The following is an 18,896-nucleotide window of genomic DNA, read 5'->3' on the forward strand; positions in this document are numbered from 1 at the left end:
GACCATGGTGACCTCCACGCGCATCGGCGGCGCGCCGACGCCCGCGGCTCGGCTCGGCCGATACTCGCGCGGACGCCGGCCCGGAAAGCTGATCTACCTGTTTCTCGCCGCCGTGCTGGTGGCCTCCCTGTTCCCGCTCTACTGGACGTTCGTGGTCGCCAGCAACGACAACAGCGTCATCGGCAACACCACCCCGCCGTTGGTGCCCGGCGGGCACCTGTTCGACAACATCGCTCGGGTGTTCGACAGCTCCGACTTCGGTGTGGCGTTGACCAACTCGTTCCTGGTCGCCACCTCCGTCGCGGTGGGCAACGTCTTCTTCGCCTCGCTCGCCGGGTTCGCCTTCGCCCGGCTGCGCTTCTGCGGCCGCAACGGCCTGCTCGTGCTGGTCATCTCGACGATGATGGTGCCGACCCAGCTCGGCATCATCCCGCTCTACCTGTTGATGACCGAGTTGGGGTGGACCGGGCGGTTGCAGGCGCTGATCGTGCCCGCGCTGGTCTCCGCGTTCGGGGTGTTCTGGATGCGGCAGGCGGTCGAGGAGACCGTGCCGGCGGAGCTCGTCGAGGCGGCCCGGGTCGACGGGTGCAGCCTGATCCGGGTGTTCTGGCACGTCGCGCTTCCGGCGATCCGTCCCGCCGCGGCGGTGCTGGGACTGTTTACCTTCATGACGGCGTGGAACGACTTCTTCTGGCCGCTCGTGGTGCTCAACCCGGAGAACCCGACCGTCCAGGTGGCGTTGTCGGTGCTGGCCAGCGGCTACTACACCGACTACGCCCTGATGCTCACCGGCGCCACCCTCGGCGTGCTGCCGGTGCTCGTGGTCTTCGTCCTTCTGGCCCGACAGATCGTCGGGGGAATCATGCAGGGAGCGGTCAAGGGATGACGGAACTGCTCGCACCCGGACGGCCGGGCCCCGCCGGCGAGGCCACGACCGTGATCCGCAACCCGGTGCTGCCCGGCTTCCACCCCGATCCGTCGATCCTGCGGGTCGGCGACGACTACTATCTCGCCACGTCCACCTTCGAGTGGTATCCAGGAGTACGGCTCCACCACTCCCGGGACCTGGTGCACTGGCGCCCGCTCGGTGGTGTGCTGACCGATCGGCGCCTGCTGGACCTGACCGGATGCCCGGATTCGGGCGGGGTGTGGGCACCCTGCCTGTCTCACGTCGACGGCGAGTTCCATCTGGTGTTCACCGACGTCGACTCGTACACCGGCGGGTTCTGGGACACCCCCAACTTCGTCACCACCGCAGCGTCGATCGACGGACCCTGGTCGGACCCGGCGCCATTGCACGCCCGCGGCTTCGACCCCTCGCTGTTCCACGACCACGACGGCCGAAGTTGGCTGCTGTCCAACGCCTGTGACTGGCGCCCGGGCCGATCCTGGGCCGGCGGGATCATCGCGCAGGAGTACGACCGACGTCAGCGGGTTTTGGTCGGCGAGCCGGTCACACTCTTCGACGGCACTGCGGCCGGTTTCACGGAGGGACCGCATCTGTATCGCCGAGGGGACTGGTACTACCTCGTCACCGCGGAGGGTGGCACCGGTTGGGAGCACCAGGTGACCGTGGCCCGCTCCCGCTCGCTGACCGGCCCCTATGTCGCCGATCCGGCCGGACCGATGCTCACCTCGACCCACCGCCCGGATCTGCCCCTGCAGAAGGCCGGCCACGGCAGTCTGGTCGCCGCCCCGGACGACGAGTGGTATCTCGCCCACCTCACCGCGCGCCCGCTCGGACGCCGGGGCGCCTGTGTCCTCGGACGCGAGACCGCGCTACAGCGCGTCGACTGGACGGTGCACGGCTGGCCGCGCGTCGAGGGGGGCATTCCGCACGAGCGGGTTCCCGGCCCCCGGCTACCGGCGCGGCCGTGGCGGGAGGCGCCGCAGACCGACGACTTCGACGACGACCGGCTCGGCCCCGCCTGGTCCACCCTGCGCCGGCCACCGTCGCCGGACTGGCTGTCGCTGACCACGCGCCCCGGTCACCTGCGGCTCGCGGGCGGCCAGTCGCCGTCGTCGCGGCACCGGGCGAGTCTGGTCGCCCGGCGGATCGACCACCCGCGCGCCACCTTCTCGGCGGTGGTCGACTTCACACCCCGGTCGTACCAGCACCTGGCCGGGGTGGTCGCCTACTACAACACCCGCAACTGGTACTACGCCCACCTCACCTACCAGGACGGCATCGGCGTGGTGGCGGACGTGCTGACCTGCCGACGTGGACGCTTGCGCCGCCTAAACCGGCCGGTGCCGGTACACGGGCCAGTCGAGTTGCACGCCGCGCTGGACGGGCCGGCACTGCGCTTCGCCCAGGGAACGCCGAGGTCGGTGCCGACCTGGTGGCCGGACGTATTCGACGCGACGATCCTCTCCGACGAGCACGCTACCGAGATCGTCGACGGAGTGCCCGAGGTGTGGGGCTTCACAGGTGCCTTCTTCGGTCTCTGGGTCCAGGACCTCACCGGCGGCGACGCGTACGCCGACTTCGACCGAACGACGTACCGGGCGGCGCGGTAGCCCGCCGACGCCGTGGAAGCTACCCGTGAGGCCGCGCCCGTCACTCCGCCGGGTCCCGACGTGAGCAGTGTTTCGAAAACCCTGGCTCGAACGCCAACAGGCATCGCATCCTGTCGATGGAATAATTGCCGGGGCGTACCAGCCAGAACATCCTCGCGCGGGCTCCGGTCCGTCCGCCACCGGGCGGCGGACGGACCGGAGCCGGCCGGCGGCCGCAGTCCGCCGGGAGCGCGCACCACCACCAGGAGACACCATGACCGCACGACGACCAGGGTTGCCCGGCCCTACCGGCCCCGCACCCGCACGGGCACGGCCCGTCGATACCCCACCCACGAGCCCGACCCCGGAACGGCCTACCGGCGGGCACCGCCGAGAAAAGGAAAACGGATCGCGAACCGAACCGGTGGGTACCCGCGCATCCCGACTCGTCGTGGTCACCATCCTGGCCCTCACCGGTGTCGTCGCAGCGCTCACCGCACCCGGCGCCGCCCGCCCGGCCACGGCCGCGAGCGGGACACCCGTCGACAGCCAGGCCGCCCTCTATCCGCGCGCGGTACGGCTGACCAACTCCGGCACCGCGAACGGGCGGGTGATTCTCACCGTCACGCAGTTCCCGGCCGGCGGACCGGTCGCGGGTATCTACGAGAGCACCACCGATGGTCCCTTCCGCCGCGTCGGCACGGTCACCGATCCGGTGGCCCGGCAGGGCCTGTGCTGCAGCACACTGTTCGAGCTGCCGCGACCGCTCGGCGGACTGCCCGCGGGCACCCTGCTCTGGGCCGGCAGCGTCGGCCAGGACGGCGGAATCGACCGGCGCATGTCGATCCGCGTCTGGGCGAGCAACGACGTGGGCCGCACCTGGCGCTACCTGTCCACCGTCGCCCAGGCGAGCAACGCCGGCGGGCTGTGGGAGCCGGAGTTCTTCGTCGACGCGGCCGGCCGGCTCGTCGCACACCTCGCCGACGAGAGCCAGCCCGGCCGCAGCCAGGTCCTCGTGCAGTCGATCAGCACCGACGGGCTCACCTGGTCACCCCGGTCACCGATCGTGACCGGACCACAGCCGGGGCACCGCCCCGGCATGCCCGCCGTCCGCCGGATGCCCGACGGTACCTACCTGCTCGCGTACGAGGTATGCGGCTTCGGCGGCCAGTACGACTGCGCGGTGCGCTTTCGCACCTCCGCGGACGGAACGACCTGGGGCGACCCGGCCCGGCTCGACCCTCTGGTCCAGACCGCCGACGGCCGCTACCTGACCGCCACCCCGACGCTCGCCACCACCGCGACCGGCCGCGTGCTGCTCGTGGCGCAGCGGGTCCGTAACGCCGACGGCACCGAGGCCGTCCTCAACGGCCGAGCGCTGTTCGTCAACCTGGACAACGGTCGAGGCTCCTGGTACCCGGTGCCCGCTCCGGTGGCGGTGCCCGACGCGCGCCCCGGCGTCTGCCCCAACTACAGCTCCACGCTGGTGTCATCCGCCGACGGCTCCTCGCTGTCACAGGTCAGCACCGATGACGCTGCCGACGGCACCTGTCGTGCCTACTCGGCTTCGGCGCTGCTGCCGCCGGCTTCCGCACGCCCCGGCCGCCTCGCCGGCGCCGCTGGGACCTGCGTCGACGTCGCGGGCGGCGGCACCGCCAACGGCGCCGCTGTGCAACTGTGGCAGTGCAACGACGCGCCGGTGCAGCGGTGGACCCTACGGCCCGACGGGTCGATCGGCGCTCAGGGACGCTGCCTGGACGTACCCGGGATGGCGACCGGGGCCGGCACCAGACTGCAGATCTGGGAGTGCAACGGCTCACCGGCCCAGCAGTGGCTGCGCCGCGGCGACGCACTGGTCAACCCGAACTCCGGCCGGTGTCTCGACGCACCCGGCGGCGCGACAGCCAACGGCACCCGCCTGCAACTGTGGGACTGTAACGGCCTCGCGCCACAACGCTTCCCCTTCGTCACGGCCGTCGATCATCCGCCGCAACTGCGTGCCGGAAGCACCGTTTCCCTGCGGGTCACCACACCCGGCTTCACCGACCGCTACCTGCGCCATCGGAACTTCCTCGCGGTGACGTCGGTGCTCGACACCGGCTCCGCCGAGCCCGACCGACGCGACGCGACGTTCCGCGTCCAGTCAGGTCTGGCAGACCCGACCTGCGTCTCCCTGGCGGCCGTCAACATCGCCGGCGCCTACCTGCGGCACCGCGACTTCCGGGTGCGGCTGGAGAGCTTCACCGACACCGCGCTGTTCCGCGCCGACGCCACGTTCTGCCCGGAGAGCGCGCCGGGCGGAGTCCGCCTCCGCTCCGTCAACCTGACCGACCGCTACCTGCGCCACTACGACGCCGCCGGATACGTCGCCGAACCCGGAGGCGGCAACGCCTTCGACAACCCCGCCCATTTCGACGACGACACCGTCTGGCAGCCGACCGGCCCACTCGCTCCCTGAACCACCCGCGTGTCACCGCGACTGCCCACGTCTCACCGAGGAGGATCCATTGAACTGGCAATTCCGCCCACTCGCCGCCGCCGCCGGGCTGGTGGTCACCGCGGCCACCGCGCTGCTGGCGGTCAGCGCGGCCCCGGCCAGCGCCGCCCCGTTGCTGTGCGACCAGTACGCCACCGCCCAGGTCCAGAGCGGTCGGTACATCGTGCAGAACAACCGCTGGGGTGCCAGCACCACCCAGTGCATCGACGTGTCGAACGCCGGCTTCACGGTGACCCGCGCCGACCACAACAACTCCACCAGTGGCCCGCCGGCCTCCTACCCGTCCATCTACGCCGGCTGCCACTACGGCGCCTGCACCGCCAACAGCGGCTTGCCGGCCCGGGTGACCGGGTTGACCAACCCGAGAGCCACGTTCAACATCAGCACCCCCAACTCCGGTGAGTGGGACGCGGCCTTCGACCTGTGGTTCGACGCCAGTCCCAACCCGCCGGGACAGAACTACGGCGCCGAACTGATGATCTGGACCAACCATCGCGGCCGCCCCCAACCCATCGGCAGCCGGATCGCCACCGTCACCATCGAGGGCGGCACCTGGGACGTGTGGTTCGGCAACATCGGCTGGAACGTCATCTCCTACGTACGGACCACGCCGAGCAACACGTTCGCCAACTTCAGCCTGAAGTCCTTCATCAACGACTCCGTCGGCCGTGGAAAGATCAACACGAGCTGGTACATGACGAGCGTTCAGGCCGGCTTCGAGCCCTGGATCGGCGGTGCGGGCCTGGCCGTCAACCTCTTCGACTTCAACGTCAACGGCAACGCCGCAGGCGGCGGTGGTGGCGGCGGAGGCGGCACCTCCGTCATCCGCGGGGTGGCCTCCAACCGCTGCGTCGACGTGGCCGGATGGGGCAAGGCCGACGGGACCCCGGTGCAGCTCTACGACTGCTTCCCGAACAACGGCAACCAGCAGTGGCGTCGCGTCGGAAACACGTTCGTCAGCGTCGACTCAGGAAAGTGCCTGGACGTCTCGGGCGGGCGTACCGCCAACGGGAGCGTCGTGCAACTCTGGACGTGTCTGAACAACGGTGCCCAGCAGTGGATCGTCAGCGGTGACGGCTCGATCGTGAACCCGAACTCGGGCAAGTGCCTGGACGCCACCGAGCTCGGCACGGCCAACGGGACCCGGTTGCAGATCTGGGAGTGCGGCCGCCCGCTCGGTGGCAACCAACAGTGGCGGCTGGGCTGACCGGCGTCATCTGTCGGAGCACCCCGGCACCGGTCGGACGGCCGGCCCCGGGGTGCTCGCGGTGCCGGGCGGTCAGCAGCGTCGACATCGGCTTACCGTCGTCTCGCCGGCGGCGCCCCGCGACGATGACCGAGGACCGCACCAGGCCGACCTGATCATGTAACTCCAGGTGCGCAGACATCCCGATCGCGGCCGACCGTCGAGGCGCGCACCCGTAGCGCGCAGGGAACGCGGATGAGTTCGTGCCTCTGGGGGGGGCGCCCTGGATCGCGGCGAGCAGCAGGCGCCCGGCGACGCGACCCATCTCCAGCAGTGGCAGACGCGGCGTCGTCGGGGCGGAGCGGCGCGGGCGGGCCGCCGGCCGGGTTCGACTGCGTCAGCTGGAGGTCATCCTGGTGATCTCGGTGCAGGCCGGGCTGGCGGCCGTTCTCGCTGCCCTGCTCGCCGCTCGTCTGCTGGGTCCGGGAGCGCATGTCTTCGCCCCGGCGGCGGCGGTCGGCACGATCGCTACCGCGATCGGGCAACGGGCGCGGCGTACCTTCGAACTGCTCGCCGGTGTCGGGTTGGGCATCGCCGTCGGCGACGGGCTGCGGTTGCTGATCGGCTCAGGGCCGTGGCAGACCGGGGTGATGGTGTCCTTGGCGATCGCCGTCGCGCTGCTGCTGTCCGGCAGGGGCAGCGCGCTCGTCGGTCAGGCCGGCGGCACCGCGGTGCTGATCGCCACGCTCGCCCCGAAGGAACGCGGGCTGGAGCTGCCGCGGATCCTCGATGCCCTCGTCGGCGCGATCGTGGGCATCGTCGTGGTCACCCTGCTGCTGCCGGTCAACCCGCTGCGCATCGTGGACCGGGCCAGCGCGCCGATCTTCAACGCGCTGTCGGGACAGCTCCATGCGGTGGCACGCGCGCTGGCCGACGGTGACGCGGACGCACCGGTACGAGTGCTGGACGACCTGCGTGACCTCGACGATGATCTCGGTCGGTTGCACGAGGCGTTAGCCGGCGCCGGCGAGGTGGTCACCCTCGCGCCGATCCGCTGGCACCGCCGGCAGCAGTTCCACCGGTACGCGGACACCGCGGAGCACCTGGAGCGTCTCGTGGTGGACGCGCGCGGCGTCTCGCGCTGGTCGGCCAACGCGTGGCAGTACGGCGAGTCGATCTCCCCGTCGCTGCCCCGGGCGATCGCCCGGCTCGCGAGCGCCGTCGATCAGTTGCGCCGGGAGAGCCGCTCCGGCGGCGATCATCGGCAGAGCAGGGAGTTGGCCCGGCAGTCCGCGGAGTTGGCGGGCGTCTCGCGGCGCGGCGGACTGCACACCTACGGCAACGGACTCGCGGCCGACCTCCGGACGGCCGCGAGTGACCTTCTGCGCGCGACCGGATGCCCACCGCCGGAGGCCAACCGAATCATCCACGGCGCTGCCGACACCGGGGGCGCGGGCACGTGAGCCGTCCGCCGGACGACGTCCAGCCCTCGCCGGTGGGCGGCGCGGGCGGGCGCGGCCTGCTGTCGGGAGTGTGGAGCCAACGCACCTCTCCGCTGCCGACGTCCTGACAGCGAGAGGTGCCGTCAGCGAGACGGCCGGCGCCCTGCTGCACACCGTCCTGCGCCCGCTGACGCGTGTCGCGCGGATCCGAGGAGGCCGAGACCGCAGCTAGACTTGCGCGAGCTTCAGAGTCTCGCTGAGCGTCATCAGCGGTGGGGTAACGGTTTGTGTTGCCCCTCGGACACAACCCATAGGCCCACGGTGCGCGCTGAGATCCACTTCAGCGTGCACCGTTTGCGTTTGCGGGTGGTGACGATGGCACCACCCCGGGCGAGGTCGCCAGTTACCTCGTCCACGCGTTGGTCACCTCCAGGAAGGCGAGTTGCGCTTCGCCCAACGCCTGGCCGACAACGGCATCTCCGCGCCCGTCCCGGTCGGCCGGACCGGCCACGGCGGGTTCCTCACTCCTCCGGCAGATCGCGCATCGTACGCAGCGGAGAGAAGACGACCCAGAGCACCCCGAGCAGGGCACCGAGGCTGGCGATCCAGAGGGCGGGGCGGACCCCGATCGTGGCGCCGAGCGCGCCGCCGATCAGCGCGCCGACGGGCCGGATGCCGTAGTTGACGGTGCGCCGGAAACCGGAGACCACGGCGAGCATCGTCTCCGGTGTGGCCGCGATCTGCACCGATCCGGCGGTGATGTCGAGGATCATGACGCCCAGGGCGGAGACGAACTCGGCAGTGAGCAGCAGCGCGAGCACCAGCGGTCGCGGTCCCCCGGCCAGTGGTACCAGGATCAGTGGGGCCGGGAAGACGACGAGACCGAGAATCACTGCCGGGCCGATGCCGATCCGGCGACTGAGTGGGCCGGTGACGGCCGCGCCGAGGAATCCGCCGAACGAGCCGGCCCCGATGATCAGGCCCAGCAGGCCGGGGGAGACGTCGAGCTCGGTGGTCACGTACAGCACGAAGAGTGCGGCGAACATGTAGTTGAACAGGTTGAGCGTGGTGGCGCCGAGCAGGACCGCGCGTAGCACCGCGGAGCGGGCCACGTAGCGCACGCCGGCGGCCATGCCCAGGCCGGGGCCGGTTTGTGCGGGACGCTCGGTGACCTTTATCCGGGTCAGGAAGACACCCGATGTCAGGTAGGTGAGCACGTCGGCGACCAGCGCGACCGGAGCGGTGAGCACCTGCACGAGCACGCCGCCGATGCTCGGGCCGGCCACGTCGGACATGGCTCTGCTGGCGCTGATCAGACTGTTGGCGTCCACATAGTCCTGCCGCCGGACCAGGCTGGCGAACAGGCTGCTGTGGGCCACCTCGAAGAACACCGAGAGGATCCCGATCAGGAAGGCCACGACACAGAGCAGCGGCAGGTTCAGTGCGTCTGTCCACCACAGCAGCGGCACGGCCAGCAGGAGGCCCGCCCGGCCCAGGTCGGCGACGATCATTACTTGACGACGGCGCGGGTAGCGGTCCACCCACGCGCCGGCTGGCAGTGAGAAGAGCAGGTTCGGCAGCAGCGAGGCGGCGGTCAGGTAGCCCATCTCGGCGGGTCCGGCGCCGAGCGCGAGCACGGCCAGCAGCGGCACGGCGAGCATGGTGATCTGGTCGCCGAAGAGCGAGACGGTCTGGGCGGACCAGTAGCGGCGGAAGTACGGCTGCTGGAGCAGCCTCGGGATGCGCGGCCGGCGCGGGGGTGCCGGATCTGCCCGGACCAGGGGTTCAGTCACGATCCGTCCCCGCTCGCTGCCCTTCGACGGGTACGGGCCTACGCGGCACCGCCATCTGGATGATCTGCACGGGGCGCGACCCGGGCGGGCGTCTCGCCGGGTCGGCAACCCGTTCGTCGTGCCGGGCCAGCAGCCCCTCGATCTCCTCCGTGAGCCCACGCGGCTCAGCGGCGGTGACGTGCAGCAGCGCGTCGCCGAAGCCGGCGGCGGTCCGCCATTCGACGGGCTCGTCGCCGCGGACCGCGAGGTAGTCCCGCGCGCGTCGCACGAGGAGGGCGAGCATCACACCGTCGAGCTGGTCGGTGGCGGCCTTCATGGCCGGATCGTCCGAATCGTCGTCCCAGGAGGTGTCTCGCGCGGTGGCCCGCCGGGGCCGTTCTCGACTCTCCGCTGCGGCCGCACGTTCAGCGAACCCGTACTTGGCGAGCTGTCGCAAGTGGAATGAGCACTTCGGAACGTTGTCATCGAGCCGGGTCACACGCTAGAGAATGCTTCAGAAAGGCATTTATGGCAACTGACTTCCGTCGGGCGCCCGTCGGCCGGTCAGCCGTCGCGGCTGTCGCATACGAGACCGGTGGGGCATCCACTGCGAAGGTATTGCTCGACTGCGTCTCGCGGGAAAGGCCAGCCCGGATACGCACCACGGCGGCCGACCGGTGTCGTCGACAAATTGGGTCTTAGTCTTATGGATGTTTTGTGGAATTTCGTCGGGCTGCGTCCGTTTTTGCACCGGGGTGAGGGCGGTGCCGGTGGTGGTGTCGTACGCCGACAGCGGGCGGGCCTGCTGGTCGCCTTCGGTGGCCGTGGCGGGCGGGGGCGCATCGCGAGCTATCGACCCGAAACCCCTGCTCACACCGCCTTCAATCGACTACGCAACTGCCCTGCCGGCGCCTCCGGCGACAAGATCGCCTGGCCGGGACGGGCCCCATGGATCGACGACCGTGCCGTAAGATCCATGTTGGAGGATGCAGTGCGAGAGATTCCCTGAACTCGTCCGCGGCGAATGCTGCCACCGACTGAACGCGCCCTTGCAATGACGATTGAAGAGGTTGGTCTGTGACGCCGTTCGATACCACGTACGTCTCCATCGATCCGCCGGCACATCGTGACTACAACGATCCCTCGACGGTGATAAAGGATCTGCGGTCCGATTGGTACGGCCTGATCGCCGACCTCCATGATGTCGTCCACACGGAAACCGTCCGCTATGCAGCTGCCCAGGGTCTGAAGCATCTCTTCCTCCCGATCACCACGCGAACGGTGACGTGCCCGACCGCGTTGGGCAGCGACGCGGAGCCGGTGCCGGTGACGGTGGGCGGGGTACGCACCTACCTCGCCGATTCCATGCAGTTCGCCCTTGAGTACGGGTGTCGCGTCGCCCCCGGCGGCTGCTACACCATCATGCCGTCGTTCCGGGGGGAGCAACCCGACAAGACTCATCTCGGGCAGTACGCGCACAGCGAGGCCGAGATCCCTGGGGATCTGGATGCCCTGATCGTGTACGTGACCGGCTACGTCAAGGCGCTTGCCGGTGCCGTCCTGGAGACCGTCGGTGGGCGGCTGGAGGCGGCCCGAGGTGATGTCTCCCATCTGGTCAGAATGGTGGAGGCGGCCAGCTTCGAGCAGTTGACGTTCGAAGAGGCCGTCGCGTGCGTCGCTGACGTGGAAGGCGCGGTCCGCGACGAGGGTACGTGGCGCACGCTCACCCGCAAGGGCGAGCGGCTGCTGCTGGACCGGGTCAGCGAGTTCCTCTGGGTGCACCACTTCGACAGTCTGGCGGTGCCGTTCTACCAGGCTTCCGGCGACGACCAGTTCAGGACGGCCCGGGCCGCCGACCTGTTCTTCGGCATCGGCGAGGTGGTCGGCTCCGGCGAGCGGCACACCGATGCCGATCGACTGCGCAGATCCATGGCGCTGCATGGCGTCAACGAGCACGAGTACGCGTGGTACGTCCGCATGAAGCAGGAACTCCCGATGCTGACCTCGGGATTCGGCATGGGGATCGACCGATTTCTGATGTGGGTCCTCAACCACGACGACATCCGGGACCTGCCCCTGATCTCTCGCATCGACGAGCCCGAGGACTGGCCTGACGCGGTGGTCAGGCCCTAGCGCCGCTCGCGGTCCGTCCGTCCGTATCCGCTGGACTCCTCGTCCGCACTCGACCACTGTGAGGGTTCGTTGGCGACACCGTCACCTCTGGGTTCCGCGGCCCGGCGCCGCACGCCGGACACCGCCCCGGACGGGGCATCCCAGTACGCCGATGTGCCGGTCCGGCTGGACGAGGAGCTTCGGCGGGCGGAACCGCCGGCCGATCCGCGTTCCGATTCCGCGGTCCTGCCGTTCCTGAACCCCGTCGAGGGCGAAGCGTCCGGCAACGACACGCGGACCGTCCTGATCAAGCCGGACGGCGCCACACTCTCCGCCCTGCGTACGCTGGCCCATCGGCTGGAGATCGAGGAGCGCGCGTTGCTTCTCGCCGCATGGGCGTCGCTGCGCTCGCGCTACACCCGTACCGTGAACCAGCCGATCTCGGTGGTGACCGACGGCCCGGCGGCCCCGGAGCTGCGGCCCACTTCGGGGCCTCTCGGGCACCCGGTCCTGGTGCGCCTGCCGATTGCGGCCGAGGCCGCGTTCGCCCTGGCCGCCCGAGCCGCCGAGAACGCGCTGGCGACGACCGCCGCCGACGAGCACCTGAGCGGCCCCGCACACCGGCCCGAGACCTCGTTCCGATACCAGAGGAATTCCTCGTCGCACAGCGTGGAGCTGGAACCGGCCGAGTTCGGCGAGTCCCCCGGCCGGCTGCACCTGGATTGTTGGGCGGGCCCGGCCGAGCTGACGTTGATCATCGCCGCGACCGGCGGAGGGGTGGCCGAATCAGATCTGGTCTCGTACGCACGAGCGTTGGAGTTGTTGCTGGCCGATGTGCTGACGGATCCCGACCGGGCCGTCGGTCGACTGCGCCTGACCGATCAGGTCGAACAGCCGCCACCGCAGCCGGCGCAGCAGGATCCGGTGCTTCTCCGATTTCTTCGGCAGGCTGACCGCGTTCCCGATGCTCCCGCAGTCCGCTGCGGTGCGGATGTGATCAGCTACCGCCAGCTGGCGGCTTGGGCCGAGTTGATCGCGGCGATGCTGCACGATCACGGGATCCGCCCGGGTGATCAGGTGCCAGTGCTGGTCCCGGCGACTGTCGGCACGCCGGCGGCGATCCTGGGCTGTTGGCTCGCGGGTGCGGCGTTCGTTCCGCTGGATCCGGTCTGGCCCCGGGGCCGGACAGAGGCGATCCTGCGGCAACTGGATCCCGGCCTGGTGCTGGTTCCGGAAACCGTCGAGCAGTTCTCCTGTTCGGTTGATGTCGTCTCACTTCCTGCCTGCCCGCCGTCGACCGTCACCTTCCGACCGAGGCTGGTCAGCGGCGCGGACGTGGCCTATGTGATGTTCACGTCGGGCACTTCGGGAGTGCCCAAGGGCGTGGTCATCGGGCATGCCGAGCTGGCCCACTATGCTGCCGCCAGCCGCTTGGAACTGGAGCTGCCCGACCGGGCGAGTTTCGCCGCCGTCTCCACGCTGGCGGCCGATCTCTCGTACACGGCGGTCTTCCTTCCCCTGACGAGTGGCGGATGCGTACGGCTGGTCGGCGCGGACCGTGCCGCCGAGCCGCAGCTGCTGGCCGCCGAGTTCAGCGACCGACCGGTGGAGGCGCTGAAGATGGCGCCGTCGCAGATGTCGGCGCTTCTCACCGAGACAGCGGACGCGCGCGGCTGGCTACCGACCGAGGTGCTGGTGCTGGGTGGTGAACCGCTTCCGCCGGGTCTGGTCGAGCGGGTGGCCGAGCTGAGTCCCCGACTGCGCGTCTACAACGAGTACGGCCCGACCGAGACCACCATCGGCGCGTCCTGCCAGCTGGTGCGGCTTCCGGCCGACCCGCGGTGCGCCTCGGTCCCGGTGGGAACGACCCTGGGCGGTTGCGCACTGACCGTGGTCGACGATTCGGGTCTCCCGCTCCCACCCTGGGTGCCGGGAGAGGTGATCATCTCCGGCCCCGGGGTGGGAATCGGCTATCTCGACGAGGTGCAGGCCGGACGGGACGGCTTCGGCGAGCGCGGGAGACGGCAGTACCGGTCCGGAGATCTCGGCCGCCTGGTGCCCGGTGCCGGCGTCGAGGTGCTGGGCCGGCTGGATGACCAGGTCAAGCTGCACGACTATCGGCTTGAGCCGCAGGAGATCGAGATGTTGCTGCTCCGTCAGCGCAGTGTCGAGGCCGCCGCCGTTGTCGCCCGCCGGGATGACCGCGGGCTGGCCACCCACCTGGACGCTTACGTCGTCCGTGGTGATGGGCACGGCAGCGTGCAGGCCGAGGCACTGAGGAAGGCGCTCGGGCGTCACCTTCCACCGGCACTCGTGCCGACGGCGTGGCAGTTTGTCGATGCCCTGCCGTTGACCCGCAACGGCAAGGTCGACCGGGACGCCCTGCCCCCGATCGAGGTGAGCACCACCGCGTCGGTCGGTCCCGACGACTCGGTCGTGCAGCGGTTGTTGGCGATCTGGTCCGACGTGCTCGGCATGGAGCCCATCTCTCCCGACGACGACTTCTACCTCCTCGGAGGGCATTCCCTGCACGCCATGCGACTGGTCTCACGGGTCAAGGAAGCGTTCGGCACCGAACTCTCGATGGCCTCGGTGCTGAGCGCCCGGACGCCGGTGGCCATGGCCGCCCTGGTGCGTGAGCGGCTGTCGGAGGACCCCGATCTCGTACCGCTGCGCCCGACCCGGCATCTGGACGGTACGCCGGTCTCCGGCCTGCTCGGATCCGGCGACGGTTCCCGATGACCGCCACTGACGAGCGGCCGGCGCTCGTGCGGGCCAACCGGCCCGCACGGATTCCGCTCTCCTTCGCCCAGCGACGGATGTGGTTCCTGCACCGCTACGGCGAATCGGGGTCGGCCTACAACCTGACCTTCCTCTGGCGGCTGGAGGGCGCGGTCGACGAGCAAGCGCTCGGCCAGGCGCTACGGGACGTGATGACCCGGCACGAGACCCTGCGCACGATTTTCCCGGAGGAGGCCGGTGAACCGGCGCAGCAGGTACTCGACCCGGCCGTCCTCGTGACACCGCTGACCGTACGCTCCGTCGCCGCGGCCGAGGTCGAGGCCGTCGTCCAGGAACTGGCCGACATCGAGTTCGCCCTGCAGGACGACCCTCCCTTTCGGGCCGCGCTGCTGACCAGCGGTCCTCGGGTGAATCACCTGGCCCTGTTCGTCCACCACATCGCCTGCGACGGCTGGTCGTTCGGACTGTTGGCGCGCGACCTGTCCACGGCCTATCGGGCTCGTATCGCGGGCACGGCTCCGGACTGGGCCCCGCTGCCGGTCCAGTACGTCGACTACACGATCTGGCAGCAGGCGCTACTGGGCACGGACCAGCAGCCGAGCGAGCTGACCACCAAGCAACTCCGGTACTGGACCGAAACGCTGGACGGAGCTCCCGAGCTGATCAGCCTGCCCCTGGACCGGCCGCGACCGTCGGTGGCCAGTTACCGGGGCCGCACCACCGAACTGACCATCCCACCGAGATTGCACGATGAGCTGGCCGAGCTGGCCGCCGAGCGGGGCTGCACGCTGTTCATGGTGCTGCACGCGGCGCTGGCGGCGGTCCTGTCCGCGTACGGTGCTGGCCAGGACACCGTGCTCGGCACCGCGTTCGCTGGGCGCACCGACCGCGCACTGGAACCGCTGGTGGGTTTCTTCGTCGACACGCTGGTGTTGCGCACCGACCTGTCCGGCGACCCGAGCTTCGCGGACCTGCTGGAACGGGTCCGCGACGCCGACCTGGCCGCCTTCACGCATCAGGACGTGCCCTTCGAACGCGTCGTGCAAGCGGTGAAACCGGAGCGATCGAGCGCCTACCATCCACTGTTCCAGGTCTTCTTCGCCTTTCACGACGGCGAGGCCGCGAATGAGCTGCGGCTGCCGGGCGTGGTGAGCGCCTCGCTCCCGGAGCCGGTCAACACCGCCAAATTCGACCTGTCCGTCGATTTCTTCCAGCAGAGCAGCGGGGATGACGCCGGCGTGCGAATCGTCCTCGAGTACGCGACGGATCTGTTCGACACCGCCACCGTGACGCAGCTGGGCGCTCGTCTGCTGCGATTGTTGAGTGCGGTGTCGGTCGATCCGGACGTGCCGATCAGCCGGCTCAGCCTCCTCACCAGCGCCGAACGGCGCATGCAGTTGCAGCAGTGGAACGGGCCGGTCACGGACGAGCCGTCGCTGGATCTGCCCATGCTGGTGCGGCAGATCGCCGAGCAACGGCCGGCGGCCGTTGCCGTTTCCGGCCGAGAGGATCACCTTACCTACCGTGAGCTGGCCGGGACCGCCGCCCGGATCGCCGACGAGTTGGTGGCCGCCGGTGCCCGGCCGGACACTCTGGTGGCGGTGCTGTCCCATCGGACGCCCTGGTACGTGGCGGCCGTGCTCGGTGTGCTCGGCGCAGGCTGTGGGTTCATGCCGGTCGACGCGAGCACGGGTATCTCCCGGGCGGCGCAGATGCTGGAGGACGGGCGGGTCGGGCTGCTGCTGGCCGCGACCGACCTGGTCGACCGGGCCGAGTCGGTCGCCGCGTCCGCCGGGCTTCCGGTGCGGGTCCTGTCGCCCGGTTCCGGCCTCGCCGATCCCGCCACGCTCGCTCACCGGCCGAGCCGGGACGAGCTGGCCTATGCCGTGTTCACCTCCGGCTCGACCGGCCGGCCCAAGGGCGTCCTGGTGCCGCACCGGGGTCTGGCCAACCACCTGCGAGCGATAGTCGAGCTGTACAAGCTGGGCGAGCACGATGTGCTGGTGTTCAACGCGCCCCTGACCTTCGACGTCTCGGTGTGGCAGGCCCTCACCCTCCTGGCCGTCGGAGGCCGCGTCCACACGGTCGACGACGACCTCGCTCGTGATCCGGTCGCACTGGCCGATTGCTGCGCCGACCAGGACGTCACCATCCTGCAGGTCGTCCCGTCCTTGCTGAGGGCCATGTTGGAGGCGTGCGAGGAAGCACCCCGGCTGGCCGGCAGTATGACCGGACTGAGGCTGATGCTGGCCCACGGTGAGGAATTGCCGCCGGACCTGATCAGCCGGTGGCATCGGCAGGTGCCCGGAGTGCCGTTGGCCAACGTTTACGGCCCCGCCGAATGCTCCGACGACGTGTCGATAGCCATGCTGGACACGGATGTGACCGGCCCGTCCAGTCGCGCCTCCATCGGCAAGCCGTTGATCAACACTTTCGTCTACGTGCTTGACGAGAGGCTGGCGCTGGTGCCCGCCGGGGTGACCGGCGAGCTCTACGTCGCCGGCGCCGGCCTCGCCCGGGGATATGCGGGCCGCCCGGCGTTGACCGCGGAACGGTTCATACCCAATCCCTTCGGCTCACCGGGGCAGCGGATGTACCGCACCGGCGATCTGGTCCGCTGGAACTCCGACGGGGAGCTGGAGTTCCTCGGCCGTGCCGACGGCCAGGTCAAGATCCGCGGATTCCGGATCGAGCTCGGCGAGATCGAGCACCATCTCCGGTCAGCGCCCGGGGTCGACCAGGCGACCGTCATCGTTCGGGAGGATCGGCCCGGCGACCGGCGGCTGGTCGCCTACTTCACCGCCAACGACCAGGTTCCGGTCTCCTCGCTCAGGACTGCGGCGGAAGAGTCCATGCCCAACTACATGGTGCCCGCCGCGTTCGTGCAACTGGAGGAGATGCCGCTCACCGGCAACGGCAAGCTCGACGTGCGGGCACTGCCCGCCCCGAACTACTCCGGCGGCGGCCAGGAGCCGTCGAGCCCGGAGGAGCACCAGCTGTGCGCGTTGTTCGGAGAGGTCCTGGGAGTCGAGCGGGTCGCCGCCGACGCCAGTTTCTTCGAGTTGGGCGGGCATTCGCTGATGGCGACCCGACTGCTCAACCGCATCCGCACGGTGATGGGCGCCGAAGCGTCGGTCCGCGACCTCTTCGACGCGCCGACCGTGGCTGGTCTTGCGAGCACGTTGGCCGGCCGCAGGCACTCCTCGCGCCCGAAACTGCGGCGCCGGACTCGCCAGGGAGAGCTGCTGTGACGGCAACCGAGGAGAGGAGCCAGGGCATCATCCCACTGTCATTCTCCCAGCGTGGGCTCTGGTTCTTGAACCAGTTGTACCCGTCCGACACCTCCTATCACGTCCGGTTGGTGTGGAGGTTCTCCGGGGACCTGGATGAGTTCGCCCTACAGCAGGCCCTGTGCGACGTCGTCCTGCGGCACGAGAGCCTGCGCACCGTGCTGCCGGAAACCGATGGTGTCCCGGAACAGCGGGTGATGTCCCTGGCCGATCTGGGTCCGCTGCTCGTCTGCGTTCGGACCAGCGACGAGAAGGCGGACGAGGCCGAGGAGGTGTTCGCCACCCGGGGATTCGACCTGAGGACGGACATTCCGCTCCGCGGAGAGGTGCTGCGCGTCGACCCGGGTCGCGGTCTGCTGGTTCTGGTCGTGCACCACGTGGCCTTCGACGGCTGGTCGGAGGCGATCTTCTGCCGGGATCTGAGCCGGGCCTACACCGCTCGATCGGTCGGAGTCGCTCCCCACTGGCCGGAGCTGCCCGTGCAGTACGCCGATTACGCCCTGTGGCAGCACGAACTCCTGGGCGACGAGCGCGATCCGGACAGCCTGGTAGCCCGCCAACTGTGTTACTGGCGAGACCGGCTGGGCGGGCTGCCACAGGAGTCCGGGCTGGCGGCTGACCAGCGTACGAGGGCAACGGGTCCGATCCGCACCCGGAGCTTCCGAGTCGACGCGGACACCCACCGTGGCATGGCGAGACAGGCGCAGCGAACCGGCGCGACGATGTTCATGGTCGTTCACGCCGCTCTCGCTGCTGCCATCACCACGCTCGGCGGTGCGACCGATCTGCCGTTGGGCACCGTGGTCTCCGGACGGTCCGACGAAGCGCTCAACGAACTCGTCGGCTATTTCACCAACACGGTCGTGCTGCGTACCGACACCTCGGGGAACCCGACGTTCACCGAGTTGCTGGGGCGGGTTCGAGAGGTCGACCTGGGCGCCTTCGCCAACCAGGATGCCCCGTTCGAGAAGGTGGTCGCCGCGGTGAATCCGAGGCGGCGACGAGTCGGCAGCCCGCTCATCCAAGTTCTCTTCCGGGTCGAGGAGCAGGCCAAACCCACGCTGGACATGGGTCCGGTGCACTTCGAATACCAGGAAAGGGCCAACACGGCGGCCAAGTTCGACATCGAGGTGGTGCTCGAGGAGGAGTTCGCCGACGACGGTGAGCCCCAGGGGCTGGCCGGGACCATCGAATACCGCTCGGACGCGTTCGAGGCCGCGCGGATGGATGCCCTGGCCGAAGAGCTGGTCCGTTCGCTGATGGCGATCGCCGCCGACCCCGACAGCCGGATCGACGCGAGCTGACGGCCTCGACGCGCGGCCGCCGACCCATCGACCTTCCGGATCCGTTCCGTCG

The 18,896-nt window shown here is 69.9% G+C and carries 11 protein-coding genes; 9 read left to right on the top strand and 2 right to left on the bottom strand.

All coding sequences use genetic code 11. The features are described 5' to 3' along the window. Positions 1 to 4: 4 nt before the first annotated feature. The 5 genes from GA0070622_RS14315 (at position 5) to GA0070622_RS14335 (ending at position 7,645) form a co-directional block, all read left to right on the top strand. The gene (locus tag GA0070622_RS14315) at positions 5 to 886 is read left to right on the top strand and encodes a carbohydrate ABC transporter permease (protein ID WP_091573745.1); all 882 of its coding nucleotides are present in this window, start codon (positions 5 to 7) and stop codon (positions 884 to 886) included. Then, complete coding sequence (locus tag GA0070622_RS14320) at positions 883 to 2,520, top strand: glycoside hydrolase family 43 protein (protein WP_091573746.1); 1,638 nt, start codon at positions 883 to 885, stop codon at positions 2,518 to 2,520. The genes GA0070622_RS14315 and GA0070622_RS14320 overlap by 4 nt, the downstream gene beginning before the upstream one ends. A 403-nt stretch (positions 2,521 to 2,923) precedes the next feature. After that, positions 2,924 to 4,957 carry an AbfB domain-containing protein gene (locus GA0070622_RS14325; protein ID WP_218060589.1) on the top strand — a complete coding sequence of 678 codons (2,034 nt, stop codon included), beginning with the start codon at positions 2,924 to 2,926 and terminating at the stop codon, positions 4,955 to 4,957. Positions 4,958 to 5,006: 49 nt separating this feature from the next. After that, a complete protein-coding gene (locus tag GA0070622_RS14330) occupies positions 5,007 to 6,203 on the top strand; it encodes an RICIN domain-containing protein (RefSeq protein WP_245666275.1) in 1,197 nt (398 codons plus the stop codon). Positions 6,204 to 6,598: 395 nt separating this feature from the next. Continuing rightward, positions 6,599 to 7,645, top strand: a complete 1,047-nt coding sequence (locus GA0070622_RS14335) for an FUSC family protein (protein ID WP_245666277.1) — start codon at positions 6,599 to 6,601, stop codon at positions 7,643 to 7,645. A gap of 500 nt (positions 7,646 to 8,145) precedes the next feature. On the opposite strand, the gene GA0070622_RS14340 is transcribed toward GA0070622_RS14335, so the two are convergent. Further along, positions 8,146 to 9,417 carry an MFS transporter gene (locus GA0070622_RS14340; protein ID WP_091573747.1) on the bottom strand — a complete coding sequence of 424 codons (1,272 nt, stop codon included), beginning with the start codon at positions 9,415 to 9,417 and terminating at the stop codon, positions 8,146 to 8,148. Next, complete coding sequence (locus GA0070622_RS14345) at positions 9,410 to 9,895, bottom strand: ArsR family transcriptional regulator (protein ID WP_245666279.1); 486 nt, start codon at positions 9,893 to 9,895, stop codon at positions 9,410 to 9,412. Before GA0070622_RS14345 ends, GA0070622_RS14340 begins: the two co-directional genes overlap by 8 nt. Positions 9,896 to 10,473: 578 nt before the next feature. Here GA0070622_RS14345 and GA0070622_RS14350 point away from each other — a divergent pair. From GA0070622_RS14350 to GA0070622_RS14365, 4 genes are all read left to right on the top strand, one after another. Beyond that, positions 10,474 to 11,529 carry an amino acid--tRNA ligase-related protein gene (locus GA0070622_RS14350; protein WP_091573748.1) on the top strand — a complete coding sequence of 352 codons (1,056 nt, stop codon included), beginning with the start codon at positions 10,474 to 10,476 and terminating at the stop codon, positions 11,527 to 11,529. Between the two features lie 153 nt (positions 11,530 to 11,682). Then, positions 11,683 to 14,250: a non-ribosomal peptide synthetase gene (locus tag GA0070622_RS14355; RefSeq protein ID WP_141684575.1), complete on the top strand. Its 2,568-nt coding sequence runs from the start codon at positions 11,683 to 11,685 to the stop codon at positions 14,248 to 14,250. Further along, positions 14,247 to 17,501 carry a non-ribosomal peptide synthetase gene (locus tag GA0070622_RS14360; protein ID WP_091573750.1) on the top strand — a complete coding sequence of 1,085 codons (3,255 nt, stop codon included), beginning with the start codon at positions 14,247 to 14,249 and terminating at the stop codon, positions 17,499 to 17,501. The genes GA0070622_RS14355 and GA0070622_RS14360 overlap by 4 nt, the downstream gene beginning before the upstream one ends. Beyond that, positions 17,498 to 18,844 (top strand): condensation domain-containing protein, encoded by a 1,347-nt coding sequence (locus tag GA0070622_RS14365; protein ID WP_091573751.1) that lies wholly within the window; start codon positions 17,498 to 17,500, stop codon positions 18,842 to 18,844. Before GA0070622_RS14360 ends, GA0070622_RS14365 begins: the two co-directional genes overlap by 4 nt. Positions 18,845 to 18,896 lie beyond the last annotated feature (52 nt).

Source organism: Micromonospora sediminicola (assembly GCF_900089585.1).
Taxonomy (GTDB): domain Bacteria; phylum Actinomycetota; class Actinomycetes; order Mycobacteriales; family Micromonosporaceae; genus Micromonospora; species Micromonospora sediminicola.

Coding starts and splice junctions, on each gene's coding strand:
- GA0070622_RS14315 (WP_091573745.1), top strand. CDS start 5: ATGGTGACCTCCACGCGCATCGGCGGCGCGCCGACGCCCGCGGCTCGG.
- GA0070622_RS14320 (WP_091573746.1), top strand. CDS start 883: ATGACGGAACTGCTCGCACCCGGACGGCCGGGCCCCGCCGGCGAGGCC.
- GA0070622_RS14360 (WP_091573750.1), top strand. CDS start 14,247: ATGACCGCCACTGACGAGCGGCCGGCGCTCGTGCGGGCCAACCGGCCC.